Here is a 17,150-nt window from a genome sequence, read left to right on the forward strand (position 1 = left end):
TATTTTATCATAACTAACGATGAAAACAAACTGAATCACTCCGTAAAAAAAGACTTGTATGTTTCAACAAGTCTTATGCCTCTTCTTTCTTTGGCTGATCTTCGGTTTTTGGTTTTGGCAATAATGCCTTCGCACTTACATTGATACGACCTTTTCGATCAATTTCCGTTACTTTGACATCAATGGTATCGCCAATCTTCAATACATCTTCAACTTTATCAATATGATGATGACTGATCTTAGAAATGTGAAGCAAGCCATCGGTATTGCCAAACAAGTTAACAAATGCACCAAATTTTTCAATACGAACCACTTTGGCTGTGTACACATCTCCGACCTTGGCAACTCGTACGATATTATTGATCATTTCTTTCGCTTTATCGATAGCAGCTTGATCCATATGATAGATTACGACATGACCATCATCATCGATATCAATCTTCACATCATCGCATTTTTCGATGATTTCATTGATCATCTTTCCACCTGGACCAATGACATCTTTGATCTTTTCTGGATCAATTTTCATTGTACCCATTTTTGGTGCATACGGACTCAATTCCTTACGAGGCTCTGGAATGGCTGCCAACATATTATCAAGAATTTCTAAACGTGCTTTATGAGCTTGTGCTAACGCTTCTTTAAAAATATCTCGAGTAATACCTGTTGTTTTGATATCCATTTGTAGTGCTGTAATACCATTTTTGGTTCCAGCTACTTTAAAGTCCATATCACCAAAGTGATCTTCCATACCTTGGATATCGGTCAATACCGTATATTTTCCGGTTTCGTCATCCATGATCAATCCCATTGCAATACCTGCGACTGGTGCTTTGATTGGAACGCCAGCTGCCATCAATGACATCGTACCGGCACAAATACTTGCTTGTGAAGATGATCCATTACTTTCCATGACATCAGCAACCGTACGAATCGTGTATGGGAATTCTTCTTCCGAAGGTAATACTTGTTTTAGAGCACGTTCACCCAATGCACCATGACCAATTTCACGACGTCCAGGACTGCCCATACGGCCCGTTTCACCGACACAATAAGGTGGGAAATTATATTGATGCATGAATCGTTTGGATTCATTGGTTGTTAGGTCATCAATGATCTGATTTTCATTTAAAGCACCCAATGTGGTAGTGGATAATACTTGTGTTTCACCACGTGTAAACAGAGCCGAACCGTGAACACGAGGCAACAAATCTACTTGTGAATTCAATGGACGAATCTCATCAATTTTACGACCATCGGGACGAACCTTATCTTCAATGATCAAACGACGAACCTCATCCGCTTCAATACCATGACAAATTTCACGTGCTTGCTTAACGGCATTGGCTTGTTCTTTTTCCGATGCATATTCTTTGGCTTCGATCATCGCTGCAGCTTCATCGGTCAATTCATCAATTTTATTGTATCGATCCAATTTTTCTTTAATGGATACAGCTTCACGAATCTTGGCTTCAAAGCCTTCACGTACAGCGGCATCGACTTCTGGATCCACCTTGTACAATTCGATTTCTCGTTTTGGTTTGCCGCAAGCTTGAATGACTTCTTCTTCAAATGCGCACAATTTCTTTACTTGTTCATGTCCAAACATCAGAGCAGCCAACATATCTTCTTCACTGACTTCTTTGGCTCCGGCTTCGACCATATTTAATGCTTTAGCTGTTCCAGCAACCGTTAAGTCAATATCACTTTGTTCTTGTTGCGCAACTGTTGGATTGGCAATAAATTCACCATTGACACGACCAACATGCACACCAGCAATTGGACCATTGAATGGAATATCCGAAATACACAAAGCTAAACTAGCACCAAGCATAGCTGCCATTTCGCTTGGATAATCAGGATCCACACTCAATACCGTATTGACAACTTGTACTTCATTACGGAATCCTTCTGCAAATAAAGGACGAATGGGACGATCAATCATACGTGCTGTTAATGTCGCATGTTCACTTGGACGTCCTTCTCTTCGTAAAAATCCGCCTGGAATTCTTCCAACCGAATATAATTTTTCTTCAAAACTTACTGTTAGTGGGAAAAAGTCAATACCTTCCTTGGCTTGATGACTCGCACAAGCTGTGGATAATGTAACCGTATCGCCATAACGAACGATAACAGCGCCATCCGCTTGCTTAGCGATTTCCCCTGTTTCGACTGTGATCCCCCGACCACAGAAATCAAAATGAAACTCTTGTTTCGCCATATTTTTTATTTTCACCTCATTTAACCTAATGAATCGTATCATAGAAATCTAAAAAAAGATAGAAAAAAAAGCAATCGCCAAGCGATTACTTTCTTAATCCTAATTCAGCAATAAGTTTTTTATAACGATCCAAATCCTTACGTTGTAAGTAAGCCAATAAGTTTTTACGACGTCCAACCTTTTTCATCAAACCACGTTGTGAATGATAATCATGTTTGTGTTCTTTGAAATGTTCTGTCAAACGATTGATTTCTGCGGTTAAAATCGCAACTTGAACTTCTGGAGAACCTGTATCTCCTTCATGAATCGCATACTTTTTGATAATTGCATCTTTTTCTGATTTCAGTAACATAATATCCTCCTCGTACTGTCCTTTTCTACCAAGCAAAGGGTCGGATGTTCCCTGTTCCTAGTACAAAAGCAAAACTATAATATCATGAATCTTCTAAGAATTCAACCAAGATTGTGTTTAATATTTCTAAGCCAGAAGGTGTACAAACACATCGGCCATTCCGAATTTTTAATTGTTTCGCATACTTCTTTAAGACGCGTTGATATTCTTTTTCAAAATCACGCTGATATTTTTGATTCCATGTTTGTATGTCCAATCCGAAAGCCGTACGCAAACTCATCATAATGGCTTCAAATGGCGGATTGGATTCCACATATTCCCGTATCGATCCATTTTGGATATAGGCTTGTAACGATTGGTTCTGATCATATCGTTTGCCATGGATTCGTCCCGAAGCGCCACAACCAATCCCAAGAAAATCGGAATCATCCCAATAACATAAATTATGTCGAGAATACATACCTTCTTTACAATACGAACTAATTTCATATTGTTCATATCCTGTTTGGGTCAAATCTTGTCGAATCCTTTCATACATATCGGCTTCTAAATCTGGATCACATGGTTGCACGCCTTGTTTACCAAAAATCGAATTGGGTTCTATCTGCAAGGAATAAATCGATAAATGAGGAAGATCCAGCTTTAGAAAGATATCAATATCTTTTTGTAGATCTTTCAATGTTTGATGAGGTAAACCATACATCAAATCAATAGATATATTATGGATACCATTGTCTCTACATTGTTGGATACATCGAAAGATATCTTCTAGTGTATGTTTTCTGCCTAATGCATGCAAGATATCCAATTGAAACGATTGAACCCCTAAACTGATACGATTGATACCTAAATTAGCGTATAATCGTATTTTTTCTTGGGTCAATGTTTCTGGATTGCATTCTATTGTCCATTCATACGATTGAGCAAGATAGGGAATGAATTTTTCCGCTATTCTTACTAACATATCATTGGCTAAACTGCTGGGTGTTCCTCCACCAAAATATAATGTATCAATAGACGAAAAAGACAATGCGTCAATTTCTTCCAGGATACGAGTAAACCATTGTTTCTGGATAGAAGCATTGGTTTTATATCGATAAAAATCGCAATACGCACAAATGGATTCACAGAATGGAATATGCACATATACATGCATTAGTCATCATCCATGGAAAGAACAGCCATGAAAGCTTCCTGTGGAATTTCGACCGAGCCAACCATCTTCATTCGTTTCTTTCCTTCTTTTTGTTTTTCCAGCAATTTCTTCTTACGCGAAATATCACCACCATAGCATTTCGCTAATACATTCTTACGTAAAGCTTTGATGTTGGTACGCGCAATCACTTTACCACCAATTGCCGCTTGGACGGGAATTTCAAATTGTTGGCGCGGAATCAATTCCTTCAACTTGATGGCCATTGCATTACCACGATTAAACGCAAAATCTTTATAAACAATGGTAGATAAGGCATCCACCACTTGACCATTCAACAAGATATCCATCTTGACTAGATTCGATGGTCGATATCCAATGAGTTCATAATCCAAAGAGGCATAGCCTTTGGTAGCACTTTTCATCTTATCGAAGAAATCAAAGATGATTTCACTCAATGGTAATTCATACACCAGTTGCATACGAATATCATCTAATACTTGTAGATCCACATATTCCCCACGTTTTTTCTGGCATAATTCCATCATAGGTCCTACATATTCATTAGGTACTAGAATTTCAGCGCGAACATAAGGTTCCTCGATACGATTGATCTTTTGTGCTGGTGGTAATGCGCTTGGATTATCGATGGGTTCCATCGTACCATCCGTTTTATAAACATGATAAATAACCGAAGGACTGGTGGCAATCAGTTGCAGATTGTATTCGCGTTCTAGACGTTCTTCCACCACATCCATATGAAGCAAGCCTAAGAAGCCACATCGAAAGCCAAATCCCAACGCTTGAGAGGTTTCGGGTTCAAAATGAAGCGAGGCATCATTCAACTTTAATTTTTCTAAGGCTTCTTTTAAATCATCATAACGAGCATTATCAACTGGATAGAGTCCACAATAGACCATAGGATTCATTTCTCGATAGCCTTGAAGCGGTTGATCAGCTGGTTGATTGGCATTGGTGATCGTATCACCCACACGAACATCTTCAATATTTTTGATAGCCGCTGAGATCCATCCAACATCACCTGTATTTAATTGAGATTCTGTCACTTCTTTTGGAGTATGAACACCGACTTCTAAGACTTCATATTCGGCTCCTGTAGCCATAAAGCGAATCGTGTCATGCGGTTTGATTGTTCCATTTTTAATCGATACAAACGCAATCACGCCACGATAAGAATCGTAGAGTGAATCAAAGACCAACGCTTGAAGCGGTGCTTGTGGATCGCCACTTGGTGCCGGTAAATCATGAACAATGGCCTCTAAGACTTGATCAACATTTTTTCCGGTTTTTGCAGATATTTCAACAGCGTTGGAACAATCCAAACCAATCAAATCTTCAATTTCTTTTTTGACAACTTCTGGTTGTGCACTTGGTAAATCAATCTTATTGATGACAGGAATAATTTCCAAATCATTTTCTAAGGCTAGATAGACATTGGCCAATGTTTGTGCTTGCACACCTTGGGCTGCATCGACAACTAAAATAGCTCCATCACAGGCTGCCAACGATCGAGATACTTCATAAGAAAAGTCCACATGACCGGGTGTATCAATCAAATGAAAGAGATAGTCTTCCCCATTTTTCGCATGATAACGAAGTTGTACGGCATTTAATTTAATAGTGATACCGCGTTCTCGTTCCAAATCCATGGAATCCAGGATCTGATCTTTCATTTCGCGTTTTTCAACGGTTTGTGTCAATTCTAGAATGCGATCCGCTAAAGTGGATTTACCATGATCGATATGGGCAATAATTGAAAAATTTCGTATATGTTTTTGATCCATGTCCACTCTCCTATTCTGCTATTTTGCCAACTAAATTTCGTCCTTGACCATTATAAAAATCTTTGGCCTTCATTTGTGGTTTTCCTTCCATTTGACACACACCACACAACAAGATACCTTCGTGTAAGGCAATGGCATATTGATCATCTTGTAAACCAAGAATCGTTCCCAAAGGATGAACAGCTCCTCCCTTTTTATAGGTTGGTTGAAATAACTTCAACTTTTTCTTTCCTACATATATATATGCACCGGGATGATCGGATAAAGCACGAATTTGATTGATGATTCGTGTATCTTCTTGATGGAAATCAAGATGTTCTTCTGCTTTTGTGATAATAGGTGCATAGGTGACCTGGCTTTCGTCTTGTTTGATATATGTTGCGTGCTCTGAACATATACGATCAAAATCTTTGATCAATAATTGTCCAGCGGCTTTTCCCATTTTTTCAAATATGGTAGTGGATGTATCTTCAGGTTGAATTTCAATCATTTGTGTATCAAAAACCGGTCCAGCATCCAATCCCGAAACCATTTTCATCAATGACATACCACTGATTGTTTCACCATCCCAAACAGCTCTTTGAATGGGTGCGCCACCACGATATTTTGGCAATAACGATCCATGTAGATTGACACAACCATACGTAGGTGCCATCAATACTTCATCGGGTACGATTTGTCCATAGGCACATGTAACGATCAAATCAGGGTGTTGATCTAATATAGGTTGAAAGTCTTCCTTGATTTTATAGGGTTGAAAACAAGGAATACCATATTGTATAGCTAATTCCTTTACAGGAGAATATTGGAGTACGTGTTTACGTCCGACGCGTTTATCCGGTTGGGTAATGACCATAGCTACTTCGATCTTTGCATCGAGCATTGCTTGCAGAACATCGGCAGCAATTTGTGGTGTACCCATAAATAATACTTGATTCTTTGACATAGAGCATGCTCCTTTCAACTTGCCTATTATACCTTATTTTTACACTCTTGTGTTGCAAAGAAGAATAGAATTTGCTATAATCCTTTTGCGAATTATGTCAGGAGGTGCAGTCCATGCCACAGATTCAATCAAAGAAAAAACGTGTAAAAACCAACAACAAAGCGCATAAGTTGATGGTATCTAGAAAATCAGCATTGAAAACAAGCATCAAAAAAGTATTAGCTGCTGTTGATGCTCAAGATAAAGAAGCTGCGATTGCTGCTTATAGCGAATGCTGCTCAAAATTAGATAGTGCTGTAGCCAAAGGGGTACATCACAAAAACTATGCTTCACGTCAAAAATCACGTTTGGCTAAAGCAATCAATTCGATTCAATAATGTAAAAAGCACCATCATGGGTGCCTTTTTTTATGCCTCTAACATTTTTAATACAAACTGTTCAAATCCATCGTCTTTATCAACTTGTCCTCGTTTCATTTCTTGATCAAATGTCGCTAATAAAACCAATTGATCCATTAATTCTTGTGAAGTAAAATTTTGTGCCCGTTGCGCATTGATCTTTACGCGATAGGGATGCGCATGCAAGATCTTGGCAATTTCTGCTTGTGATTTACCAGATTCTAAATATACGTGTACTTGAAATAAGAAACGAATTTGACCGGCCAATAAAGCAACAATGGCAACGGGTTCCATGTTTTGTTGACGAAAATTACGATAATAAGATAATAGTAATAACGCATTTCGTGAAAATAAAGCATCGACCATCTTAAAGATATTGTCAGTTGGTTCCGGAGTGATCAGTTGTTGACAATCCGCAACAGTTGGTTTTTTTGAATAGATGCTTAACTTCTCTATTTCACTTTCAATATGCAATGAATCATAACCAATTCTTGAACAAATCCAATCCAAAGTTTGACGATCGAGCTGCATACCTTTTGCTTTTGCTTTTTCTATCACAAACGATCGTCGTGATTGATCATCCAATGGCATGCAGGCATATACCGTTGATAGGCTCGCCAGTTTTTTTACGGTTTTGCGTCGTTCATAGAGTTTTTCACAATCCGCACAAAAAACCATGATCAATTGATCGGATGCATCGGTTCGTTTGATAAAGGCTTCGATATCATACTTTGTCGTATCTTTCATTGCCAAAAAGGTGCAATGATGTAAGACTATCATTTTCTTTTCATCAAAAATCGAAAGACTATCCATTTCATGAAGAATCATTGCTTGTTCTGTTTGTTGACAATCAAAATCCAAGGCTTGTTGGATATCATGTTTCCGTTTAATGGCTTCCATTCGTTGTTCGATTCGACTAGTATCCGTTCCATGTAAAATGTAGTTCATGGTTTTATTATACGTGTCTTGACGATACCAATCAAATGTGTTGCGGTTTCTACGCAAAGTATTCCTTTAAAACTGAAAAGATGGATCATTCCATGTCGACGGGTTTCAAAGATATGAATGCCTAACGTATGGCAATTACTGATGACCATACTGGATGGATGTCCATAATGATTCTTTTTACCAACCGAAACCAAGCCAACAGTTGGTCGTAACTGATCTAAGAATGTCATACTGCTTGAGGTATTGGATCCATGATGACCTAGTTTTAAGACATCCACTGTCAAATCATATTGATTCATCAATGCTTGTTCTACTTGCATACTGGCATCACCCATCCATAAATATTGAAAACCATCATAGGAAAAATAAGATACGATGCTTTCGTCATTGGTATCCGACGCATCTCTTTTGGGTAATAAAGAAAAAAAGGGATACTTCACCTTTGGGATTTCATCACGTGAACGAATGACTTGTTTGATTGGCATGGATTTTTCAAGTTCAGAAGCTCCACCATCATGATCAAAATCGGAATGCGTTAAAATTAATGCATCTAATTGTTTGACTTGTAGGTCTTTTAGAACAGGAATAATAATTTCTTTTACATTGTCTCGATAAAAACTTTGACCACAATCAATCATAACAGCACTTTGATGAAATGGTTCGAGAATTAATGTGCAATCACCTTGTCCAATATCAATCATATACACATGAAAAAAGGGATCCATATAGGGTTGTATCCATGGAAGTATGCAGAGTGCAATACAAACCATTTTGCGTTTTTTGGGAATTATCACAAACAGGATCACAAGAATATAAAACAATAATCCAGGTACATAATGAAAATGAGACAAAGGAAATTTTTGAATCCAATCATACCATAAATTTGAAAAACTTTGTCCAAATGGGAGCAAAGAAAATAAGACAATATAACTATGGATCATTCGTATCCAAGAAAAACAGAGAAGCAAGGGAATATTGAGTTCATGAAAATAAATCAATTGACTGATTGCCAGCACAAAAGCACGATGTTGTTTTCGCTTTTTGGTATAGGAAAGCAAACGATAAACAATAGGAAATACGAAAACAAAATCCGTAGCATATCCTGGCAAAAAACAGAGAAACGTGACAATCGATGCAGATAATGCCCATTCACGTTTTTTAAAGATGCTTGTATAAAAGAACAGTAAAAAGAAACGAACGAAAGAAACAGTAAACAGAAATAGATATCCATACCCTAACATAAGGATCAATAATAGAATTTGGGCTTTTTCTTTAGAAATATACTTTTGTATTCTTCGTTTCAAGATATAGAAAATACCAATCACGGGTAAGCCGAGTCGTGTCACGATAGAAGGCGTTTCTTCTTGATAAATGCCGTATAAATTGGATTGAATCACTTTATTGTCTTTCCATCGACTATATAGCTGACTTTTCAAAGAATGAGAACTGGATACAAACTGTTTAGAACTAGAATAGCCACAATACTGTATATTTTGTTTGGCCATAAAGTCTGAAAAAGAAAATTGATGGATGTTTTTTAAATGATCAATGCGTTCTACTCTGGAAACATAGTAACAGTCATAGAAATTAGGATCTTCAATACCATACACAATGATGGATGTTTTTTTATTTCTTGCCAACACATAATTTTGTTTGATTTGGTAAATGTGATAGACACCTGGATGAACTTCTTGTTGAATGGGCCGACATAACCACAATGATAAGGCAATCAGTCCTACCCAAATCCAAAGAAGTCCTCGTTTATGAAAGCGAAGCCATAAAAAAAGGAAAAAGAGAATGCCTAAAAATCCAATACAAAATGAATCGTGCGTAGCCATTAATGCCCAAAAGCCGCAAGATAAAAACAAACTGGCTATCTTCATAAACAAATCCGATCCTTGATTTTTTCATACATCTTATCACCAATTCCTTTGACTTCTTTGATTTCTTCTAGGGAAGTGAAAGATTTGGTTTTGCGATATTCGATGATTCGACTAGCCATGGCTGGACCAATGCCTGGTAAGGTTTGTAGTTCTTGTTCCGTGGCTGTATTGAGCGATACCTTCTTCAAAGTGGTAGCTGATTTTCGAGGAATTACGATCACTTCTTTGGGATTCATTTCTTTTAACATCGCAATAGATGAGGTATCGGCTTCCGGACACAAACCACCAGCTGCTTGAATGAGATCTTTGATAGTCCCATCCCATTTGATTGTATAAACACCTGGTTTTTTAACTTCTCCCTTAATTTCTACGGTCTTTGTCGAAGGAGAAACCAAATCTAAGGAAATGGGTTGATAGCGACCTACATACGCAAATACAAAAAACGCAAAGATACAAAAAAAGAGAAGCGTTCTTTTCATACAAATCACCCTTCTCTATTACGTTTATTAATGACAAAATGACGAAAATTATTTAATTTCCAAGATTTTCACATCATATGGCTCTTCCACATGATGAACGGTTACAGTTTGACCAACTTTGGCACCAATCAAAGTTTCTCCTAGTGGTGTTGCATTGGAAAGTTTTCCTTTTAGTGGATCGGCTTCTTGACTACCAACAATTTGGAATTCTAATTCGGTATTATCAGATAAATCTAAAATCTTGACTGTAGATCCAAATTTCACCTTTTTTTCACCGGATTCTTTTTCTACATCATTGACAATGACCGCATTTTTGATCATTGCTTCCAATTCTTGAATACGTGCTTCAACACGAGCTTGATGATCACGGGCTGCATCATAATCGGCATTTTCGGACAAGTCACCTTGTGCACGTGCTTCTTGTAGCTCGATGATGACTTCATTTCGTACATTATGAATTAAATTATTTTGTTCTGCAACTAATGCATTATAACCTTCTTGTGTTACATAATTTTTTTCTTCTGCCATGTTACCACTCCTTATTTTTTTGCACAGTGATTATATCACATATCTATTGGTTGTCCAAATTCAGACCTAATTCTTCCATCTTTTTTTCATGCTCTTCAAGAGTCTTGGAATAATATACTTTTCCATCTCCATTGATGTCAGCTACAAAATATAAATAATCCGATTTGGTTGGATGTAAGACCGCATCAATCGCATCTTCACCTGGATTTAAAATAGGACCAATTGGCAATCCATTGTGTTCGTACGTATTATATGGTGAATCCACATCGGTATTGACTTCGCAATCTTGTGCATCTTTAAAATCATCATATAATGCATAACATACGGTTACACTGGATTGCAGCTTCATATTATCATCCAATCGATTATAGAAAACACCCGCAATTTTTTTCATATCACTTTTCGTTGCGGATTCAAATTGAACAATACTTGCAAGCGTCAGAATCTGTTGCAAGGAATATCCACTGTTCTCAATATCTGACTTATAGGTTTCATACACGTCTTGAAATCGATCAAGAAATACACGTGTAATTTCATCTATGGTCATATCTTTATTTAAAGCATACGTATCTGGGAATAAATAGCCTTCTAATTTTACTTTATAATTGGAGTTATTGAGTGTATCCACATCTAAAAAGGAATAATCTTTGGCCAATTTCTTGATATAACTGATATCATTCCATTTTTTCAGAATCTCTTCAGTAGAATACTTTGGATATTTTGCAGCGATCATAGCAGCAATTTCTTTGGCCCACTTTCCTTCTGGAACTGTAATTTTGATTTGTTCTTTATTCGTATTCTTAACATTCGAAATATATTGTAAAACTGCTCCTGTATTCATGCCGTTGTTGATTTCGTAATCACCGGCATAGTAGGATTCTTGTGTATGAATCTTAGAATAAAGACTCGCAATCCGAGCGGATCGAATCAGACCTTTCTTTTCCAGATTATTTAATACATTGTCATAGGATTCGCCTTCTTGGATCGCAAAATCAATGGTTTTCGAACCATCACTAATGGGTGTCAATTCATAAAAATAATAACCACCACAAGCGACAACGAAAATTACAAGAATCAAAACAACGATGATCACCGGTCGATGTTTATTCTTGGATTTACGCATTTTCTTCATCCTCCACAAAGGTGTTGATGACTTCTTCTACCATATCCCATTCTTCATCACTTTCAATTGGGAGTAAATTGCCCTCAGAATCATATCGTGAAGCGTAGACTTGGCCATCTTCTAGATTTGGATCTTGAAAAACAACATATTGTTGTCCATAATCGGGCGAATCAAAAGTAAACAAGATAATCATCTTTTTTTCTTGTCCATTTTCATCAGTCACATATAAGCAATTTGAATCTAACATGATAGAATCCTCCTTCTACAAAAAACACGGGGGATCAAAACTAACCCCCGTTACGTTGTCGATCTAAGTAACTCTGTAAAATTTCTACAGCGGCCATTTGATCAATGATTTTCTTGCGCTTTTTACGCGAAACATCCCCCGAGATCAACAATCGCTCAGCACTGACAGTCGTTAATCGTTCATCCCAAAGATGACACGTAATTCCTTCCTTCTCAAGCTCATTCGCAAAATCAATGGAAAGTTGTCCTCGCTCACCAATATCACCATTCATATGTTTCGGTAATCCTAATACAACCTCTTTGACTTTTTCTTTCTCTAAAAGTTCTAAAATTTGATCAAAACAATCATCATAATCATCTGATTCAAATCGAATGGTTGTGAGAGCTCTCGCAATAAAACGTGAAGAATCACTAATTGACACACCACATGTTTTGCTTCCTAAATCTAATCCGATAATGCGTTCCATTACTTCTCCAGATAGGCGCGCACTAATTCTTCAATGATTTCATATCGTTCAATACGTTGAATCAAGTTACGTGCATTCTTATGTGAAGAAATATAAGCAGGATCATTACTAATTAAATAACCTGCAATTTGGTTTACAGAACTATATCCGCGTTCTTCTAGCGCATCGCTGACTTCACGCAAAATGGTTTTGATGTTCTCACGACGAATTTCTTCAGTAGTGAAAGTCATTGTTTCTGTAACGTCTTTCATCATCATCACACTCCCTTAATAAATATATATAATTATACACAATATTTTTCTATAAATAAACCAGTTTACGCAAATGTATGCAAGCTAGCTTTTAAATTTTCTAAAGCTTCTTCTACTTTGCTAGCATCTTTACCACCGGCTTGTGCCATATCTGGTTTTCCACCACCATTTCCTTGGCAGATTTGTGCAGCAGCTTTCAAAAGTTTTCCAGCATGAACACCCTTTGCAACAGCTTCTTTTCCCGCACCAGCGACAAAGACAAGTTTTCCATGGTTCTTATTCACAAAGAAACATACAACCTTTTCATCTTGTGCCTTGGTATTGGAAACGATATCTTTCAAAGCTTTGGCATCCATACCTTCTACTTCCTTGATCAAAACATGAATAGCGCCCCAATCTTCAATATCGTTTGCCCAATCTTTGGCTTTTAAAGCAAACATTTGATTCTGCAAATTCGCAATTTCTTTTTGAAGCTCTTTCATTTGTTCATAGCTTTGTGCTACTTTATGATCGATATCTTTAATGGTCTTTTGTTTTGCACTCATCGCGATATTTTCCAACATGCGATGTTCTTGTGCAAATTCATTGTATGCGGCTAATTTCGTTTTAGCAGTAATACGACGAACATCGGATCCAACCGATTCTTCGCTAATAATCTTACATACGCCAATTTCCGAAGTATTGTTGACATGACAACCAGCACAGAATTCTTTGGATACATCACCCATCGTTACGACACGTACGCGATCTCCATATTTTTCATTAAACAATGCCATCGCACCTGATTTTTTAGCTTCTTCAATATCCATGATTTCTTTGGTAACTGGATAGCCAGCCGCAATATACTCATTCACAAGATCTTCGACTTGAGCTAATTGTTCGTCACTGACTTTTTCATAGTGGTTAAAATCAAATCGTAAATAATCCGCACAGTTATAGGATCCGGCTTGATGAATATGCGATCCTACAACTTTTTGTAGAGCCGCCTGCAACAAGTGAGTAGCCGAGTGATTGGCAGTGGTATTTTTTCTTTGTTCTACATTAATTTGACAAGTTACCGTATCGCCGATGGATAATTGACCGGCATTGATTTTTACGGTATGCAATGGTTGTTTATTTGGTGCTTTTTGTACATCAGTGACATCCAATTCCACACCATCACCAGTCATTGTTCCCGTATCAGCTGTTTGTCCACCGCTTTCTGCATAGAAAACCGTTTGATCCAGAATGACTTGACCTTCATCACTCAATGAGTCCACTGATTCACCATCTTTAAATAAACCTATTACTTTACCTTCACATGTATATTGATCATAACCAATGAATGTGCTTGGTTTTGTGAATGCCATCAAAGCTTCATGTTGTTCACCAAAGGATTCCTTAGTGTTACGAGCATTACGTGCACGTTCTTTTTGTTTATTCATTTCTACGTCGAATTCTTCACGATCGACGGAAACATTGGATTCTTGCGCAATTTCTTGCGTCAATTCAAATGGGAATCCATAAGTATCATAGAGTTTAAATACGACTGTACCTGGTAAATGGCCATCACATTTTTGGATTTCTGCATCCAATAATGCTTGTCCGTTTTTCAACGTTTTCTTAAATGTCTTTTCCTCTACTTCAATCAATTTTTGATTGTAGGCTACATGTTCTTGTAGATAAGGATAGAAATCTTGCATGGTATCTGCAACGACAGGTACTAATTTATATAAGAATGGTTCGTCCAATCCTAATTTCAAACCATAACGAACGGCTCTTCGAAGAACACGGCGCAATACATATCCACGACCAGAATTAGAGAAATTAGCTCCATCGCTCATCGCAAAAGTAATGGTACGAATATGGTCGGCAATGACACGATAGGCCATTTTATATTCGCCTTCATATGGATATTTTGCTAATTTTTCAGTGGCATGAATAATTGGCAGGAACAAGTCAGTATCAAAGTTGGTTTCACCATCTTGAATCAATGCAACCAATCGTTCCAGTCCCATACCGGTATCAATATTCTTTTGTGGTAATTCTTTATAGTCTTTACGATCAATGGATGGATCACAATCAAATTGAGAGAATACAATATTCCAAACTTCTACATAGCGATCATTTTCCATCTCATCGAAGAACAATTTTTCACCCAATCCTTCTGGATCGTATTTTTCACCACGATCAAAGAAGATTTCGCTATCGGGTCCACCAGGTCCTTTACCAATTTCCCAGAAATTGTCCATGGTTCGTAACATATGACTTGGATCAACACCACATTCTTTGGTCCAAACGTTATAAGCATCATCATCGTACGTATATACAGTAATATATAAACGATCTTTATCAATGCCCATCCATTCTTCACTTGTTAGAAATTCCCATGCGAAATGAATGGCTTCGGTTTTAAAATAGTCACCAATGGAAAAATTTCCCAACATTTCAAAGAAAGTATGATGGCGAGCTGTTTTACCTACATTTTCAATATCATTGGTACGAATACTCTTCTGGGCATTTGCAATGCGGTTTGAAGCTGGTTTTTCACTTCCATCAAAGTATTTCTTTAAAGCAGCAACACCGGCATTGATCCATAATAGGGTTGGATCGTTGACTGGAATCAAACTTGCGCCGGGTTCGATCATATGACCATGTTGTTTAAAATAATCCAAAAACATTTGTCTAACTTGGTTGCCTGTTAATTGTTTCATCTTTTCCTCCATTAAAAAACGTTCCTATTTCTAGGAACGTAAATTACGCGGTACCATCCTAGTTCATCTATGTTTGATAGATGCCCTTGATTATTCGTTAACGCCGAAATACGTTTATCTCCAAAATAGCTTCCAATCAAATCCTGTGTAAGGTTTGCACCAACCACCTTATCTCTTATTCCATAAATACGATTGTACTTGTTTTTATCACCGATAAATCAAATGAATAGTATCACGAACGAATCAAAAATTCAATAGACTATTGGATTGGATCCAACGCTAAAATACGTTTCAGCCATTCTGCTACTTTTTGAATATTTGTATGTGCAAATTGCTCATTAAAATCTTTTTCAGCCCATTCCAATGTGAAACCAATCATGGTATCTGTTAAGGCTGTTAAAAAGAAAATGCGATCATCTTGAGGTACATTCATTTCATCAAAAATAGGGGTAAAATAGTTTTCAAACGATACCCAATAGATTTCATGCATATAACGATATAAATCATGTGTACTTAATGAATTAAAAATATGGCGTCCTGCTAATTTCCATTTTTCCACTTGTTGGAGGATATCTTCTAACATCTCCTGCCAATTGTTCAGATTGATGTTTTGTAGATTGGTTTGATCAATCAAATATTGAAAGGTTTGACCCAAAAGATCATAGATATCTTCAAAATGATAATAGAAAGTATTGCGATTGATTCCACATCGAGTCACAATATCTTTCACGGTAATTTTCGTAAACTCTTTTTCCTCTAACAATTCAATTAATGAATGCATGATCGCAATTTTAGTGAAATCTGACATACGCGCTTCCCTCTGTCCATTATTTTAAATGATTCATTCTTAATATTCAAATGTTTACTTTTTCTGAATATATAAGTCAATATCAACCGATCCGGAGATGCCATCTACGGATCCTTTCTGTGTATACTGCCACATTGTGAATGCTTTTTTATACTTGAGCGTATCACTATAAGATGCTAACCATATATCGGAATTGATCTTCTTCACTTGAATGTCATTGGATAACCACGAAGTATTTCCGTATACCAATGTCTGATATCCTTTCTTTTTCAGTCGTGATATAAATGCATTCGCAATATTGGTTTTTTCACTCTTCGTTAGATTATCAATTCGACTGCTTTGACCTTCTAATCGTTCCATATCAAAGGCAACGGGCATATCGAGATCATAATCTGAAATCAAAGAAAGAACATAATCAGCCTCTTCTTTGGCTTCTGAAACAGTAATCGCACTGGAAAACCAGTAAACGCCTACTTTTAAACCCGCAGCTTTGGCTGCTTTGATATTAGAAACAAACGCACTGTCTTCATATAAAGCACCTTCACTTGCACCTCGATATCCACATCGAATCATCGCAAAAGAAATGTCACTTGTTTTCACAGCATCCCAATCAATGGAGCCTTGATGGCTGGAAACATCGATTCCTGTTTGTGTGGAATAATTGGAATCATTAAATGTCATCAAACCGTTTTTATAACCAAACGCATCTAAATCATAATAGGAATCACTTGTTTTCTTCGTTGTTGTAGACATGGAAAGAATAGCTAAAATCAATCCGATGACACATACGAAAATCATCATTAGAAGCATGAGCTGTCTTCGTTGTTTTTGTTGTCTCATGCATTTATT

At 37.1% G+C, this 17,150-nt stretch carries 17 protein-coding genes and 1 other annotated feature; of the genes, 1 reads left to right on the top strand and 16 read right to left on the bottom strand.

Going from position 1 to position 17,150, the window contains the following annotated elements; genetic code table 11:
- Positions 1-73 precede the first annotated feature (73 nt).
- The 5 genes from pnp to fmt all read right to left on the bottom strand — a co-directional run bounded on the left by pnp (position 74) and on the right by fmt (position 6,477).
- Positions 74-2,221, bottom strand: a complete 2,148-nt coding sequence (gene pnp, locus EDX97_RS04145; protein ID WP_128519915.1) for a polyribonucleotide nucleotidyltransferase — start codon at positions 2,219-2,221, stop codon at positions 74-76.
- Positions 2,222-2,306: 85 nt separating this feature from the next.
- Positions 2,307-2,573, bottom strand: a complete 267-nt coding sequence (rpsO, locus tag EDX97_RS04150) for a 30S ribosomal protein S15 (protein ID WP_128519916.1) — start codon at positions 2,571-2,573, stop codon at positions 2,307-2,309.
- A gap of 82 nt (positions 2,574-2,655) precedes the next feature.
- Positions 2,656-3,729, bottom strand: a complete 1,074-nt coding sequence (gene hemW, locus EDX97_RS04155; RefSeq protein WP_128519917.1) for a radical SAM family heme chaperone HemW — start codon at positions 3,727-3,729, stop codon at positions 2,656-2,658.
- Positions 3,729-5,531 carry a translation elongation factor 4 gene (lepA, locus tag EDX97_RS04160; protein ID WP_128519918.1) on the bottom strand — a complete coding sequence of 601 codons (1,803 nt, stop codon included), beginning with the start codon at positions 5,529-5,531 and terminating at the stop codon, positions 3,729-3,731. The genes hemW and lepA overlap by 1 nt, the downstream gene beginning before the upstream one ends.
- A 10-nt stretch (positions 5,532-5,541) precedes the next feature.
- Positions 5,542-6,477, bottom strand: a complete 936-nt coding sequence (gene fmt, locus EDX97_RS04165; RefSeq protein WP_128519919.1) for a methionyl-tRNA formyltransferase — start codon at positions 6,475-6,477, stop codon at positions 5,542-5,544.
- A gap of 113 nt (positions 6,478-6,590) precedes the next feature.
- Here fmt and rpsT point away from each other — a divergent pair, with 113 nt between their 5' ends.
- Positions 6,591-6,854, top strand: a complete 264-nt coding sequence (gene rpsT, locus EDX97_RS04170; RefSeq protein ID WP_128519920.1) for a 30S ribosomal protein S20 — start codon at positions 6,591-6,593, stop codon at positions 6,852-6,854.
- 30 nt (positions 6,855-6,884) lie between these two features.
- Here rpsT and holA read toward each other — a convergent pair whose 3' ends face one another.
- The 11 genes from holA to EDX97_RS04225 all read right to left on the bottom strand — a co-directional run bounded on the left by holA (position 6,885) and on the right by EDX97_RS04225 (position 17,141).
- A complete protein-coding gene (gene holA, locus EDX97_RS04175) occupies positions 6,885-7,823 on the bottom strand; it encodes a DNA polymerase III subunit delta (protein WP_128519921.1) in 939 nt (312 codons plus the stop codon).
- On the bottom strand, positions 7,820-9,706 hold the full coding sequence (locus tag EDX97_RS04180) for an MBL fold metallo-hydrolase (protein WP_128519922.1): 1,887 nt from the start codon (positions 9,704-9,706) through the stop codon (positions 7,820-7,822). Before EDX97_RS04180 ends, holA begins: the two co-directional genes overlap by 4 nt.
- Entirely contained in the window at positions 9,703-10,185 is a 483-nt protein-coding gene (locus EDX97_RS04185) for a ComEA family DNA-binding protein (protein ID WP_128519923.1), read from the bottom strand. The genes EDX97_RS04180 and EDX97_RS04185 overlap by 4 nt, the downstream gene beginning before the upstream one ends.
- Before the next feature lie 48 nt (positions 10,186-10,233).
- Complete coding sequence (gene greA / locus EDX97_RS04190; protein WP_128519924.1) at positions 10,234-10,713, bottom strand: transcription elongation factor GreA; 480 nt, start codon at positions 10,711-10,713, stop codon at positions 10,234-10,236.
- A 43-nt stretch (positions 10,714-10,756) separates the two neighbouring features.
- Positions 10,757-11,836, bottom strand: coding sequence for an endolytic transglycosylase MltG (gene mltG, locus EDX97_RS04195; RefSeq protein WP_128519925.1), 1,080 nt, complete (start codon positions 11,834-11,836; stop codon positions 10,757-10,759).
- The gene (locus tag EDX97_RS04200) at positions 11,829-12,083 is read right to left on the bottom strand and encodes a DUF1292 domain-containing protein (protein ID WP_128519926.1); all 255 of its coding nucleotides are present in this window, start codon (positions 12,081-12,083) and stop codon (positions 11,829-11,831) included. The genes mltG and EDX97_RS04200 overlap by 8 nt, the downstream gene beginning before the upstream one ends.
- A gap of 40 nt (positions 12,084-12,123) precedes the next feature.
- Entirely contained in the window at positions 12,124-12,549 is a 426-nt protein-coding gene (gene ruvX / locus EDX97_RS04205) for a Holliday junction resolvase RuvX (RefSeq protein ID WP_128519927.1), read from the bottom strand.
- On the bottom strand, positions 12,549-12,800 hold the full coding sequence (locus EDX97_RS04210) for an IreB family regulatory phosphoprotein (protein ID WP_128519928.1): 252 nt from the start codon (positions 12,798-12,800) through the stop codon (positions 12,549-12,551). The genes ruvX and EDX97_RS04210 overlap by 1 nt, the downstream gene beginning before the upstream one ends.
- A gap of 65 nt (positions 12,801-12,865) precedes the next feature.
- Positions 12,866-15,493 (bottom strand): alanine--tRNA ligase, encoded by a 2,628-nt coding sequence (gene alaS, locus EDX97_RS04215; protein WP_128519929.1) that lies wholly within the window; start codon positions 15,491-15,493, stop codon positions 12,866-12,868.
- A 29-nt stretch (positions 15,494-15,522) separates the two neighbouring features.
- Positions 15,523-15,713: a binding site (T-box leader), on the bottom strand.
- A 39-nt stretch (positions 15,714-15,752) separates the two neighbouring features.
- Complete coding sequence (locus EDX97_RS04220; protein ID WP_128519930.1) at positions 15,753-16,301, bottom strand: TetR/AcrR family transcriptional regulator; 549 nt, start codon at positions 16,299-16,301, stop codon at positions 15,753-15,755.
- A 54-nt stretch (positions 16,302-16,355) separates the two neighbouring features.
- On the bottom strand, positions 16,356-17,141 hold the full coding sequence (locus EDX97_RS04225) for a glycoside hydrolase family 25 protein (RefSeq protein ID WP_128519931.1): 786 nt from the start codon (positions 17,139-17,141) through the stop codon (positions 16,356-16,358).
- Positions 17,142-17,150 lie beyond the last annotated feature (9 nt).

The organism is Absicoccus porci (assembly GCF_003725415.1).
Lineage (GTDB): Bacteria > Bacillota_I > Bacilli_A > Erysipelotrichales > Erysipelotrichaceae > Absicoccus > Absicoccus porci.

Excerpts from the sequence above, each read along its gene's own strand:
- pnp (WP_128519915.1), bottom strand. The coding sequence starts at position 2,221 with ATGGCGAAACAAGAGTTTCATTTTGATTTCTGTGGTCGGGGGATCACA.
- rpsO (WP_128519916.1), bottom strand. The coding sequence starts at position 2,573 with ATGTTACTGAAATCAGAAAAAGATGCAATTATCAAAAAGTATGCGATT.
- hemW (WP_128519917.1), bottom strand. The coding sequence starts at position 3,729 with ATGCATGTATATGTGCATATTCCATTCTGTGAATCCATTTGTGCGTAT.
- lepA (WP_128519918.1), bottom strand. The coding sequence starts at position 5,531 with ATGGATCAAAAACATATACGAAATTTTTCAATTATTGCCCATATCGAT.
- fmt (WP_128519919.1), bottom strand. The coding sequence starts at position 6,477 with ATGTCAAAGAATCAAGTATTATTTATGGGTACACCACAAATTGCTGCC.
- rpsT (WP_128519920.1), top strand. The coding sequence starts at position 6,591 with ATGCCACAGATTCAATCAAAGAAAAAACGTGTAAAAACCAACAACAAA.
- holA (WP_128519921.1), bottom strand. The coding sequence starts at position 7,823 with ATGAACTACATTTTACATGGAACGGATACTAGTCGAATCGAACAACGA.
- EDX97_RS04180 (WP_128519922.1), bottom strand. The coding sequence starts at position 9,706 with ATGAAGATAGCCAGTTTGTTTTTATCTTGCGGCTTTTGGGCATTAATG.
- EDX97_RS04185 (WP_128519923.1), bottom strand. The coding sequence starts at position 10,185 with ATGAAAAGAACGCTTCTCTTTTTTTGTATCTTTGCGTTTTTTGTATTT.
- greA (WP_128519924.1), bottom strand. The coding sequence starts at position 10,713 with ATGGCAGAAGAAAAAAATTATGTAACACAAGAAGGTTATAATGCATTA.
- mltG (WP_128519925.1), bottom strand. The coding sequence starts at position 11,836 with ATGCGTAAATCCAAGAATAAACATCGACCGGTGATCATCGTTGTTTTG.
- EDX97_RS04200 (WP_128519926.1), bottom strand. The coding sequence starts at position 12,083 with ATGTTAGATTCAAATTGCTTATATGTGACTGATGAAAATGGACAAGAA.
- ruvX (WP_128519927.1), bottom strand. The coding sequence starts at position 12,549 with ATGGAACGCATTATCGGATTAGATTTAGGAAGCAAAACATGTGGTGTG.
- EDX97_RS04210 (WP_128519928.1), bottom strand. The coding sequence starts at position 12,800 with ATGAAAGACGTTACAGAAACAATGACTTTCACTACTGAAGAAATTCGT.
- alaS (WP_128519929.1), bottom strand. The coding sequence starts at position 15,493 with ATGAAACAATTAACAGGCAACCAAGTTAGACAAATGTTTTTGGATTAT.
- EDX97_RS04220 (WP_128519930.1), bottom strand. The coding sequence starts at position 16,301 with ATGTCAGATTTCACTAAAATTGCGATCATGCATTCATTAATTGAATTG.
- EDX97_RS04225 (WP_128519931.1), bottom strand. The coding sequence starts at position 17,141 with ATGAGACAACAAAAACAACGAAGACAGCTCATGCTTCTAATGATGATT.